Source organism: Pseudomonas sp. RU47 (assembly GCF_004011755.1).
Taxonomy (GTDB): domain Bacteria; phylum Pseudomonadota; class Gammaproteobacteria; order Pseudomonadales; family Pseudomonadaceae; genus Aquipseudomonas.
The window spans coordinates 6,163,193-6,175,743 of sequence record NZ_CP022411.1 but is presented as its reverse complement, the minus strand read 5'-3'; the positions used below and the strand labels follow the sequence as shown (position 1 = coordinate 6,175,743).

General features: G+C 61.4%; 8 protein-coding genes. 1 reads left to right on the top strand and 7 read right to left on the bottom strand.

Annotation, left to right across the window (positions count from 1 at the left end; translation table 11 throughout):
* Window positions 1-19: 19 nt before the first annotated feature.
* Complete coding sequence (locus tag CCX46_RS28290; protein ID WP_127930070.1) at window positions 20-757, top strand: substrate-binding periplasmic protein; 738 nt, start codon at window positions 20-22, stop codon at window positions 755-757.
* Window positions 758-879: 122 nt separating this feature from the next.
* On the opposite strand, the gene yccS is transcribed toward CCX46_RS28290, so the two are convergent.
* The 7 genes from yccS to betA form a co-directional block, all read right to left on the bottom strand.
* Complete coding sequence (gene yccS / locus CCX46_RS28285) at window positions 880-3,072, bottom strand: YccS family putative transporter (protein ID WP_127930069.1); 2,193 nt, start codon at window positions 3,070-3,072, stop codon at window positions 880-882.
* Window positions 3,073-3,302: 230 nt separating this feature from the next.
* Window positions 3,303-4,481 carry an NAD(P)/FAD-dependent oxidoreductase gene (locus CCX46_RS28275; protein WP_127930068.1) on the bottom strand — a complete coding sequence of 393 codons (1,179 nt, stop codon included), beginning with the start codon at window positions 4,479-4,481 and terminating at the stop codon, window positions 3,303-3,305.
* Between the two features lie 153 nt (window positions 4,482-4,634).
* On the bottom strand, window positions 4,635-5,972 hold the full coding sequence (gene dbpA, locus CCX46_RS28270; RefSeq protein WP_238704423.1) for an ATP-dependent RNA helicase DbpA: 1,338 nt from the start codon (window positions 5,970-5,972) through the stop codon (window positions 4,635-4,637).
* A gap of 128 nt (window positions 5,973-6,100) precedes the next feature.
* Entirely contained in the window at window positions 6,101-7,528 is a 1,428-nt protein-coding gene (gene mdtD / locus CCX46_RS28265) for a multidrug transporter subunit MdtD (RefSeq protein ID WP_127930067.1), read from the bottom strand.
* Window positions 7,529-7,667: 139 nt separating this feature from the next.
* Window positions 7,668-9,005: a TldD/PmbA family protein gene (locus tag CCX46_RS28260; RefSeq protein WP_127930066.1), complete on the bottom strand. Its 1,338-nt coding sequence runs from the start codon at window positions 9,003-9,005 to the stop codon at window positions 7,668-7,670.
* Window positions 9,005-10,447: a TldD/PmbA family protein gene (locus CCX46_RS28255; RefSeq protein WP_127930065.1), complete on the bottom strand. Its 1,443-nt coding sequence runs from the start codon at window positions 10,445-10,447 to the stop codon at window positions 9,005-9,007. The genes CCX46_RS28260 and CCX46_RS28255 overlap by 1 nt, the downstream gene beginning before the upstream one ends.
* 256 nt (window positions 10,448-10,703) lie before the next feature.
* Entirely contained in the window at window positions 10,704-12,407 is a 1,704-nt protein-coding gene (gene betA, locus CCX46_RS28250; RefSeq protein ID WP_127930064.1) for a choline dehydrogenase, read from the bottom strand.
* Window positions 12,408-12,551: the final 144 nt, after the last annotated feature.

Here is a 12,551-nt window from a genome sequence, read left to right as displayed (position 1 = left end):
CCGCTAAGGATTTTCAAGCATGCCGCGTTTGCATCGAGCCTTTGCTTTGACCGGATTGCTCTTGCTGGCTCAGACCGCTGCAGCGGAGAAGCTGCGGCTGGTGTTTGATATCTGGCCACCCTTTACCGACGACACGCTGGTCAACGGCGGACTGGCCACCGACATCGTCACGACTGCCCTGGCCCGGGCCGGTTATGCCAGCGGCTACGAGCAGGTGCCTTGGGCGCGGGCGCTGCTCGGTGTCGGCGAAGGCCGCTACGATGTGTTGGTCAACGCTTGGTACAACGATGAACGGACCAGGCTCGGCCAGTTTTCCGGGGAATACCTGCTCAACCGCATTCGCTTTCTCAAGCGCAAAGACACGCCACTCGACTACAGCAATCTGCAACAACTGCACACCTATCCGATTGCGGTGGTGCGCGGTTACGCCTATTCGGCGCCGTTCGATGCCGACACGGCGTTGCAGAAAGTCCCTGTGCATAACTTCGCCATGGCCGTGCGCATGCTCGCGGCGGATCGGGTCAAGCTGACGCTGGAGGATGAGTATGTGGCGAAGTATTACCTGGCGCGGGAATCCGCCAAGGTGCGCAATTCAGTGGAGTTTTTGCCCAAGCCGTTGAGTGAGAACAGCCTGCACATTCTGGTGAGCCTGAAGAATCCGCAGCATGAGCAGATTGTCGCGGGGTTTGATAAGGCGATTGCGGCGATGAAGGCGGATGGGAGTTATGACAAGTTGTTGAGGCAGCATGGGATGTGAGTTTCTGATCCTGAATTTGCTGGGTGTCTGATGGCCTCTTCGCGAGCAGGCTCGCTCCCACATGGGGTCTGTGTCTTGCACACATTCACTGTGGGAGCGAGCTTGCTCGCGAAGACGTCCTGTCAGCCAGCGCTGACCTCACTGGTGTCCTTGATCAGATGCGCCGCCAACGTCCGCAACGGCCCCAACTGCCGGCAGATCAACGCCAGTTGCGTTTGCACCAACCGCTGCCCCTCATCGATCTCGTCGGCCATCTGCTCCAGCTCATTGGCCAGCGCTTCTTCTTCATCACTCTGAATCGCCACCGGCTGCTTGTTGGCTAGCCCCTGGGCAATTTCGTCGATGCTCGAAGCCAGCTTCACCCCGGCGCCATCAATCAACTGCTCACGCACATCGGCGGGTAACTGAGTTTCCCGATGCGCGCCCAGCCCTGACAGATAACTCAACAAGGTATGCGACAACACCAGAAAGCGAAAACCGACATCCGCTTCCTTACGGAAATGCCCCGGTTCCATGAGCATGTTCGCCAGCGTCGTCGACAGTGCCGCATCGGCGTTGTGCGCATTGCGCCGGGCCAGGCGATAGGCGAGGTCGTCGCTTTTGCCGGCGGCGTATTGCTGCATGATCTGGCGTAGGTAGATGCTGTTGCAGGTCAGGGTGTTGGCCAGCACTTTGTTCAGGCGTCGGCCCTGCCAGTCCGGCAGGAACAGGAACACTGTCAGCCCGGCAATCAAACTGCCGAGCAAGGTATCGAACAACCGTGGCAGGAACAGTCCGTAACCGTCGCCGACCTGGTTGAAGCAGAACAGCACCATGATGGTGATCGCCGCCGTCGCCAGGGTGTAGCGGGTGGTGCGGTTGGTAAAGAACACCACGCCGGCAGCGATGGCGAAACAGGACTGCACCAACGGACTCGGGAACAGATCGAACAGCGCCCACGCCACGGTCAGGCCGATGGCGGTGCCGAGGATCCGTTGACCGAGCTTGCGCCGGGTCGCGCCGTAGTTCGGCTGGCAGACGAACAGCGTGGTGAGGATGATCCAGTAGCCTTGCGACGGGTGAATCAGGTGCACCATGCCGTAGCCGATACTCAGCGCCAAGGGCAGGCGCAGGGCATGACGGAACAACAGAGAAGTCGGCGTCAGCTGCGTGCGCAGGCGAATCCACACATCCTTGAGATTGCGCGGCGAGCGGTCGAGCAGGCTGCTGTCGGTCGCATCGGCCAAGGCATCGGGGTTGCTCGCGTCGCTGAGCAAACGGTCGAGGGTGCCGAGGTTGGCGGCCAGTGCGCGCAGCGAACGCAGCAATCCGCGCCACGCCGGATTGCTCTGAATACGCAAGTGTTCGAGGGACGCATCGAGATCGCTCAGGGCTTCGGCGAAACTCGCGTCGTAAATGAACGGCTGGCGCATCTGGATCGATTCGGCCAGTGCGCGGCAGGCTTTGCCTTGCTGGCGCAACAGGCGCTGGCAGCGGAACAGCACGTCACTGTGGAAGAACGCTTTGGCCAGCGCGTTGTACGGATAGTGTGAGGAGCTGGCGCGTTCGTGGATGTCCTGAGCGAGGAAGTACAGCTTCAGGTAACGGCTGACTTTCGAACCGGGGCGGCCGTTGCCGACGCGGTGCAGGATGATTTCCTTGGCACTGTTCAGCGCCGCCACCACGCGACCGTTTTGCTGGGCCAGTTCCAGCCGCCGCGCCTCCACATCCATTTGCCGGATCGGCTCGAACAGCGAGGATTTCAATTTCAGGTAAAAGCCCAGCTCACGGAATAATCGCGCCAGACTTTGCTGCACCGGCTGGTTGGAAAACAGCGCCTGCCACACCACCGAGAGCAAGCCGTACCACGCCGCACCGGCGACCAGCAGCATCGGCTCGTGCCAGAAGTCGGTGACCGCGCCACCGCGCTGGTCAACACCGATCATCGTGTACACCGACAGAATCAGCGTCGCCGAGGCAATCGCGCCATAACGCTCGCCGAGCGCACCGAGCATGGTCAGGCCGAAACTGGCCAGCGCCAAAGCAATGGCAAACACGATGGGGTAGGGGAAGAGCAATTCCACCGACAGCGCGGCGATACTGAAACACACCAGCGTCACCGCGAGGGCATTGAGGCGGCCCTGCCAACTGTCGTCGGTCTCGGCCAGGGCGCTGGCGATAATCCCCAGGAACAACGGGATCAGCAGGCCCATTTCATCCTGATACCAGCACAGCGCCATGCTGCCGGTCAGGGCGATGAACACCCGCACGCTGTAGCTGAATTTATCCAGCGCCCACAGGCGCCGCAAAGACTGACGAAACGAGGTCGAGGACATGAAGTGCGAAGGCCTTCCGAGGCGATGCCGCTAAATTGAGCCAGTAATGACGCCGACGCAATGGCGCCGATCACATCTGACAGCAAAAAGTGTTCCTTTTACTTACACCACAAACCACTGTGGGGGCGAGCCTGCTCGCGAAAGCGGAGTGTCATTTAACATTGATGTCGACTGGTACACCGCATTCGCGAGCAGGCTCGCTCCCACTGGGTTTTGTGTTTGAGTTTGGATCAGGCGTATTGCGCGGCGGCGTAGCCGGAGGCCCAGGCCCACTGGAAGTTGAAGCCGCCCAGATGCCCGGTGACGTCGAGCACTTCACCGATGAAATACAGGCCAGGGCTTTTCAGTGATTCCATGGTCTTGGACGACACTTCACGGGTATCAACGCCGCCGAGGGTCACTTCGGCGGTGCGATAACCCTCAGTCCCCGCTGGCACGACTTTCCAGCTGCCGAGCTTCTCGGCGATTTCCGCCAGTTCGGCGTGGGTGTACTGCTTCATCGGCTTGGACGCAAACCAGTTGTCCGCCAGCAGATTGGCCATTTTCTTGGTGAAAATCTCACCGAGCAGAGTTTTCAATTCGCTGTTCGGGCGCTCGGCCACTTGCTGTTGCAGCCAGCTCGCCGCGTCGTGATCCGGCAGCAGGTTGATCTCCACGGTGTCGCCGGATTCCCAGAACGAGGAAATCTGCAAAATCGCCGGGCCACTGAGGCCACGGTGAGTGAAGAGGATGTTCTCGCGAAAGCTCTGATCGTTGCAGCTGACCAGACAATCCACTGACGTCCCGGACAACTCGGTGCAGAGCTCCTTGAGCTGATCGGTGATGGTGAACGGCACCAGCCCGGCGCGGGTCGGCAGCAGCTCGTGGCCGAACTGTTTGGCGACCTGATAGCCGAACCCGGTGGCACCCAGCGTCGGGATCGACAAGCCGCCCGTGGCGATCACCAGCGACTGGCATTGAACCTGGCCTAGGGTGGTGTCGAGCAGGTAACCGTTCTCGACTTTCTCGATGGTCTGGATCGACGTGTCCAGATGCAACTCGACACCGGCCTGATCGCATTCGTCCAGCAGCATGCCAAGGATGTCGCTGGATTTGTTATCGCAGAACAACTGGCCGAGTTTTTTCTCGTGGTACGGCACGGCGTGTTTGCCGACCATGCCGATGAAATCCCACTGGGTGTAGCGCGCCAGTGCGGATTTGCAGAAGTGCGGGTTCTGCGAGAGGAAATTGCTCGGCTCGGTGTACATGTTGGTGAAATTGCAGCGGCCACCGCCCGACATCAGGATTTTCTTGCCGGCCTTGTTCGCGTGGTCAAGCAGCAATACCTGACGCCCACGCCCGGCGGCGGTCAGTGCACACATCAACCCAGCGGCGCCAGCGCCAATGATCACGACTTCGGTAGAGCGCAAAACGGTGTCCTCATGGTGGGTCGCAACAAAACAAACTGTGGGAGCGAGCCTGCTCGCGAAAGCGGTGTGTCATTCAACATTGATGTTGGCTGACAGATTGCCTTCGCGAGCAGGCTCGCTCCCACAGGGGATCTTCGTTAAATGGAAGATCGTTTACAAAATGCGTACGCGCAGCGAACGGCCCTTGATCTTGCCGTCGTTCAGACGCTGCAAGGCCTGCATGGCCACGGTGCGGTCAACCGCCACGTAAGCCTGGAAATCGAAGATCGCGATCTTGCCCACCTGTGCACCGGGAATGCCGGCGTCGCCAGTCAATGCACCGAGAATGTCGCCCGGACGAACCTTGTCTTTACGGCCAGCACCGATACACAGCGTGGTCATCGGCGGCTGCAGCGGGGCGAGGCCCTGGGACTTGAGGTTATCGACCTGATCCCAGTTCAACGGCGATTTCTGCAGTTGTTCGATGGCTTGCGCGCGGTGCGCTTCACCCGGCGCAACCAGACTGATCGCGATGCCTTTCTCGCCAGCGCGACCGGTACGGCCGACGCGGTGAATGTGGATTTCCGAATCACGCGCCAGTTCGACGTTGATCACCATGTCCAGCGCATCGATGTCCAGACCACGGGCGGCGACGTCGGTGGCGACCAGTACCGAAGTGCTGCGGTTGGCGAACATCGCCAGCACCTGGTCGCGGTCACGCTGTTCCAGATCGCCGTGCAGGCCGACGGCGGAAATGCCTTTGGCGGTCAGGTGATCGACGGTTTCCTGAACCTGCTGCTTGGTGAAGCAGAACGCCACGCAGGACGCCGGACGGAAGTGGTGCAGGACTTTGGTCACTGCGCTCATGCGGTCTTCCGGGGAAATCTCGTAGAAACGCTGCTCGATCTGCGTGTCATCGTGGAACGCTTCGGCTTTCACCGTTTGCGGATCACGCATGAATTTCGACGCCAGTTGTTTGATGCCCACCGGGTAAGTCGCGGAGAACAGCAGGGTCTGACGACGTTCCGGGGTCTTGATGATGATGTCTTCGATGGCGTCGTAGAAACCCATGTCGAGCATGCGGTCGGCTTCGTCGAGGATCAGCGTGTTCAGGCCATCGAGGACCAGCGAACCCTTGCGCAGGTGCTGCTGGATACGGCCCGGGGTGCCGACGATGATGTGCGCGCCGTGTTCCAGCGAAGCGATCTGCGGGCCGAACGACACGCCGCCGCACAGGGTCAGGACCTTGATGTTGTCTTCGGCACGGGCCAGACGACGGATTTCCTTGGCGACCTGGTCGGCCAGCTCACGCGTCGGGCAGATCACCAGTGCCTGGCAACCGAAGTAGCGCGGGTTGATCGGGTTGAGCAGGCCGATGCCGAACGCGGCGGTCTTGCCGCTGCCGGTCTTGGCCTGGGCGATCAGGTCCATCCCCTTGAGGATCACCGGCAAGCTCTGCGCCTGGATCGGCGTCATCTGGGCATAACCGAGGGATTCGAGGTTAGCCAGCATGGCGGCGGACAGCGGCAGAGTATTAAAAGCGGTGGCGATGGTGGTCACGGGACTGGCCTGCAAAACAAAATGTCGCGCAGTGTAGCAGCCCCGTGCCACTTTCTTCGAAAGTTCTGGACGAACAGTGGTTAATGTTCGATGTGTTCTTCCGGGCGTTTGGCGCGCCGACCGTCTTCTTTCGACAGTTGCGAGAAGATTGTCGCGGCGAGCATTGCCATGATGCCGACGGTGACGAAGGTCAGCTGGAACGCACCGAGCACGGTCTCGACGCCATCGTTACCGACCTCTGCTGTAAACCCGCCGAGCAACGCACCGGCGCACGCCACCCCGAGACTCAGCGACAACTGCGCCACCACCGAGAGCAAGCTGTTGCCGCTGCTGGCGCTGGCATCGTCCAGATCAATCAGCGTCACGGTGTTCATCGCGGTGAATTGCAGCGAGTTGATCGCGCCGAGAATCGCCAGCAGGCACAGCAGCAGCCAGTACGGCGTCTGCTCGCTGACCAGGCCCATGCTCGCCAGCATGATCCCCAGCGCCAGCGTGTTGCCGGTGAGGACGATGCGATAACCGAGCCGCTCGATCAGCGGCCGCGCGACCCACTTGGCGATCATCGCCGCCGCCGCCAGCGGCAGCATGCTCATCCCCGCTTGCGACGGCGAATAGCCCAGCGCCACTTGCAACAGCAATGGCACCAGAAACGGCAGAGCACCGCTGCCCAAACGCGCGAAGAGGTTGCCGAGAATACCGACGGCAAAGGTGCGGGTCTTGAACAGCGACGGTGCGAACAGCGGGTTTTCGATGTGCCCGGCGCGCAACCAGTACGCCGCCAGACAGGCCATGCCGCCGAACAGCAGCAACATCACGCGCAGGTGCGGCAAGTGCAATTCGCCGAGACCTTCCATGGCGATGGTGATCAGGATCATCGCCGCGCCAAACAGCAGGAAACCCAGACTATCGAAGCGCGTGCGCTCGGTGCCGCGCAGGTCGGGAATGAATTTCCACACCGAGTAGCAACCGATCACGCCGACCGGCAGGTTGATCAGGAAGATCCAGTGCCACGTCAGGTACTCGACCATCCAGCCGCCCATGGTCGGGCCGATCAGCGGGCCGAGCAGGCCGGGGATGGTGATGAAACCCATGATCCGCACCAGTTCGGATCTTGGGTAAGCGCGCAGGACGACCAGCCGCCCGACCGGCAGCATCAGCGCACCGCCCAGACCCTGAATGACGCGGGCGCCAATCAGCATGCTCAGACTGCTCGACAGTGCACAAAGCAGTGAGCCGAAACTGAACAGCAGGATCGCGCCGAAGAAGATTTTCTTGGTGCCGAAGCGATCGGCGATCCAGCCTGAGGCGGGGATCAGCAAGGCCACGGTGAGCATGTAGGCGATGATCACGCCCTGCATGCGCAAGGGGTCTTCGGCCAGATCGCGGGCCATGGCGGGCAGGGCGGTGTTGAGGATGGTCCCGTCGAGGGACTGCATGAAGAAGGCAATGGCGACGACCCACGGCAACCAGCGTGCGGTGATGGCGTCGAGAGGCGGGCGGTTGGGCATGGAACCTCTTGTTGTCTGTTTGATGATCGTTCCCACGCTCTGCGTGGGAATGCCTCAACGGACGCTCCGCGTCCGCTTTTGGCTGGGACGCAGAGCGTCCCGGGCTGCATTCCCACGCAGAGCGTGGGAACGATCGCTGTCAGAGGGTGAGCGTGAGTCGGCTCACCAGTGCCCCCGGCAGCAACGCCGAGGAGGTATTGCGCTGGCTATACGTACTCGCCGACAGCAGCAACTCACGCTCGGCGGTCAACGCTTCCAGCTGCGAACCGAGCAGGCTGTAAGCACTGTCATCAAAGCGCATGGTGCTCACCGGCGCCTGGATCTCGCCGTTCTCGACCCAGAAAGTCGCGAAACGGGTCATGCCGGTCATGCGTGCCGCCGGTTGATCCGAGTAGTTCAGGTACCACAGGTTGCTGATGTACAGCCCGGTGCCCAACTGCTTGAGGATCTCTGCTTGCGACAGATCGCCCGCCGCCATGTTCAACGCACTCGGCATTTCACCACCGCCGGCGCCGTTGGCGGTCAGACCGTATTCGGCCGCACTGCGCGAGCCGACCAGTTGATCGCCGGCCTTGCCTTCGACGATCAGCCGCAGATCGCTGCGCGGGTAACCTTCGCCGGAAAACGCCGGGCTCAACGATTCACTGACTTTCTCATCCAGCGACACCAGCGGGCTGAACGCCTGATCACCGACATACAACTTCTGCAACGGGCTGCTTTTGCTGGCAATCGACTGCGCCGAGAAACCGCCCCAGCTCAGCATGCCCATGATTTCTTCCAGCGCCGCCGGTGCCAGATAGGCGCGGTACTGCCCCGGCGCCAAGGTGCGCAGCGGGCGGCCGAGAAACTCCAGTTGCTCGCGTGCCTGGCCGAAGCGCTTGGCGAAGCCTTCGCTGCTCCAGTCATGCCCGGCGTAGCTGGCTTTCACCGCTTCGCCATTGTCGTGGAACAGGCTGAAGTCGAAGTTGAAGCTGTTGGCCTGATGCCAGCCAAATGCGCCTGAAGAACTGGCGAAACCACGGCTGATCGGGCCGGCAGCATAAAAGCCGACCAGATCCAGACCTTCGGCAGCGGCACAGATTTCATCGACAACCTGTTCGGTATCCGGCAGCGGATGCTCCTGCACGTTCTGACTCTGCCAGCCGTTGTGATTGAGCAGCAGGTACGGATCCTGCGGCAGCAACGGCAGGGTTTCGCGCAGTTGTTGCAGGCCTTCGGCGAGGCGTTGCAGATCGCCTTCCTGATCACCGGACAGGGTGACTTGCAGGTCGGCATGACGCCCGTCGTTGATCAGTTTCAGAACGATGTTGGTCTGCTGCACTTGCCCGGCCTGCCGCACCTTGGCGTGATTGAAACGCACGAACGCCGACGATTCGGCGGCGAAGCTGAGGGTGAACTGTTCCGGCTCGCGCACGCTGTCGCGCAGCCAATTGACCATGACCTTGAAGGCGTCGGACTGACTCTTCGAAATGCTCATCAGGCGTCTCCCCCAAACACATCAATATTGCTGAATACGCAGGCCGGCGAAGCGTGGCCAACGCGGATCACCTGGTTCGGTTCGCCCTTGCCGCAGTTCGGCGTGCCCAGCACCTTGACGGTGTTGGCGTCGCCGACGGCGCGCAGGCTTTTCCAGAAGTGCGCGGAAATCGCCCGGTAGTTCGGATTTTTCACCACGCCTTTGAGTTCACCGTTTTCGATCAACTGACCCCATTCGCAGCCGAACTGGAATTTGTTGCGCGCATCGTCAATCGACCACGAGCGGTTGGTGCTCATCAAAATGCCGTGCTCGATGCCTTTGATCAACTGCTCAAGCGGCTGGTCGCCCGGTTCGATATTGAGGTTGGCCATGCGGTCGATCGGCGCGCGGTTCCAGCCGCAGGCGCGGCTGTTGGCGACGCCATCCATCCCGGCACGGTATTGCGACAGCGCACCGCCCAGCGGACGCAGCAACAGGCCATCGCGGATCAGGAATTGTTTGCTCGCTTTGCTGCCGTCGTCATCGTGGCCATAGCTGGCCAGTTCTTCGGGAATGCCCGGATCGAAGGTCACGTTGAGCAGTTTCGAGCCATATTGCAGGCTGCCGAAGTCGCTGGCTTTGACGAAACTGGTGCCGGCGTAATTGCGCTCGTCGCCGAGGATGCGGTCGAGTTCCAGCGGGTGGCCGATGGATTCGTGGATCTGCAGCATCATCTGGTCCGGCATCAACAGCAGGTCGCGCGGGCCTTGCGGGGTGTTCGGCGCGAGTAGCAGTTGCAGGGCCTGATCGGCGACCTGCGGACCGGCGCCGATCAGGCCGCAGCGGCTGATCACGTCAGCGCCGCCCTGTTGGCCGAAGTTCTCGCGGCCGAGGCTGCGGGTCTGGCTGTCGTTGCCGTCGTAGGCGGTTACGTCGAGGCCCGGGTAGACGAAGCGCTGGGCCTGGCGCAATTCAGCCCCGGCGCTGCTCAGATAGATCTGTTCGACGTGGGTGATGCCGATGCTCACTTCCCAGTTCACCAGGCGCTCATCCTTTGGCACCGAGGCGGATTCCGCACCGAGCAACTCAAAGCATTCGCTCAGGGACGGGAAGGGTTGTTCGAGATTGGGCGAAAAGTAATCAGCGCGATCGCTGGACACTGGCTGATCGCGCAGGTCGAGCAAGGCGTGCGGCTTGAGCCGGCGCGCTTGCAGCTCGGCGCGTTCGAGGGCGGCCTGCAGACCTTGTTGCGAGAGGTCGTTGGTTGCCGCGTAGGCCTCAACGCCGTTGACGCGCACGGTGAGCATCGCCCCTTCGTCGCGGCTCAGGCTCGGCGGTTCGGCGACGTTTTTACGCACCGACAGGTACTGCCCGGATTCGCGTACGTATCGCAGGGAAAAAAACTCAGCGCCCGTGCGCAAGGCAGCGAAGCGCTGCTTGAGCTGGGGGTGGAAATCGAACATTCGGGAACCTCCTTGTCAGGGGGAAGCGGTAGAGCAGCGGCGGGGAGGGGGTGAAACGGTTGCGCGAGGTCTAGAGTAGGCCTGCGTGGGGGTAGGATCAAGTGAAGAGGGGGTGTAGGGGGATTTACTGTGCGAGGCAGGAGATCGTTCCCACGCTCTGCGTGGGAACGCCGCCATGGACGCTCTGCGTCCGCTGTGTGACGCAGAGCGTCACGGGATGCATTCCCACGCAGAGCGTGGGAACGATCACTTCAGGCTACTGAGCAGCCGGGGTGATATCACGCATCGGCTTGCCCTTCACCGGCGCATCGCCCGCTACATAGTAAGCAGCGGTGCTGCGCGGCAGTGGCTGGCGGCCACGGATCTTGTCGGCGATTTTCTCGGCGATCATGATCGTCGGCGCGTTCAGGTTGCCGGTGGTGATGATCGGCATGATCGAGGCATCGACCACACGCAGGCTCTGCATGCCGTGCACGCGACCTTCGCCATCCACCACAGCCATCTCGTCGGTGCCCATCTTGCACGAGCAGGACGGGTGGAACGCAGTTTCGGCGTGCTCGCGGATGAACTTGTCCAGCTGCTCATCGGTTTGCACTTCGATGCCCGGGCTGATTTCGCGGCCACGGAAGGCGTCGAGTGCCGGCTGCTGCATGATTTCACGGGTCAGGCGGATGCCGTCGCGGAATTCCTGCCAGTCTTGCTCAGTGGCCATGTAGTTGAACAGGATGCTCGGGTGCTGGCGCGGGTCTTTCGACTTGGCCTGGATGCGACCACGGCTTGGCGAACGCATGGAGCCCATGTGCGCCTGGAAACCGTGCTCTTTCACACCGTTGCTGCCGTTGTAGTTAATCGCTACCGGCAGGAAGTGGTACTGAATGTTCGGCCATTCGAATTCCGGACGCGAACGGATGAAACCGCCGGCTTCGAACTGGTTGCTGGCGCCGATGCCGGTGCCGTTGAACAGCCACTCGGCACCGATGGCTGGCTGGTTGTACCAGAGCAGCGACGGGTACAGCGAAACCGGCTGAGTGCAAGCGTATTGCAGGTATAGCTCAAGGTGATCCTGCAGGTTTTCACCGACGCCCGGCAGGTCGTGAACGACCGGGATGTCGAGCGACTTCAGCAGTTCGGCAGGGCCGACACCGGAGCGCTGCAGAATCTGCGGCGAAGCGATGGCGCCGGAGCACAGCAGGACTTCTTTGCGCGCTTTGACTTCAACGCGCTCTTCGGCGTCGCCGACCAGGTAACGCACGCCAACCGCACGCTTGCCTTCGAACAGAATCTTGTCGGTCAGGGCGTGGGTGACGATGGTCAGGGTCGAACGCTTTTTAGCGGTGTCGAGGTAGCCACGGGCGGTGGAAGCACGACGGCCGTTCGGCGTCACGGTGCGGTCCATCGGGCCGAAGCCTTCCTGCTGGTAACCGTTCAAGTCTTCGGTGCGCGGATAACCGGCCTGTACGCCGGCTTCAACCATGGCGTGGAACAGCGGGTTGTTGCCAGCCTTCGGCGTGGTCACGCTGACCGGGCCTTCGCCACCGTGGTAATCGTTCGGGCCGATGTCGCGGGTTTCCGCTTTGCGGAAGTACGGCAGGCAGTCGAGGTACGACCAGTTTTCCAGACCTGGCAATTTTGCCCAGCCGTCGTAGTCCATCGCGTTACCACGGATGTAGCACATGCCGTTGATCAGCGAAGAACCGCCAAGGCCTTTGCCGCGACCGCATTCCATCCGACGACCGTCCATGTGTGGCTCTGGATCGGTTTCGTACGCCCAGTTGTAGCGACGACCTTGCAGCGGGAATGCCAGGGCAGCCGGCATTTGCGTGCGGAAGTCGAAACGGTAGTCCGGGCCGCCTGCTTCGAGCAGCAGAACGGTGACGCCAGCGTCTTCAGTCAGACGGGTCGCCAGGGTGTTACCGGCCGAGCCGGCACCGATGATGATGTAATCGAATTCTTGGGACATTGAATGCACCCTCTTTAGATGTGGTCAGGTCGGGCCTGACGAGTGCTTTGCACTCGATTCGCAAGCAGGCTCGCTCCCACATTGGAATGGGATCTCCTGTGGGAGCGAGCCTGCTCGCGAAGACGGCCTCACGAGCAATACAAG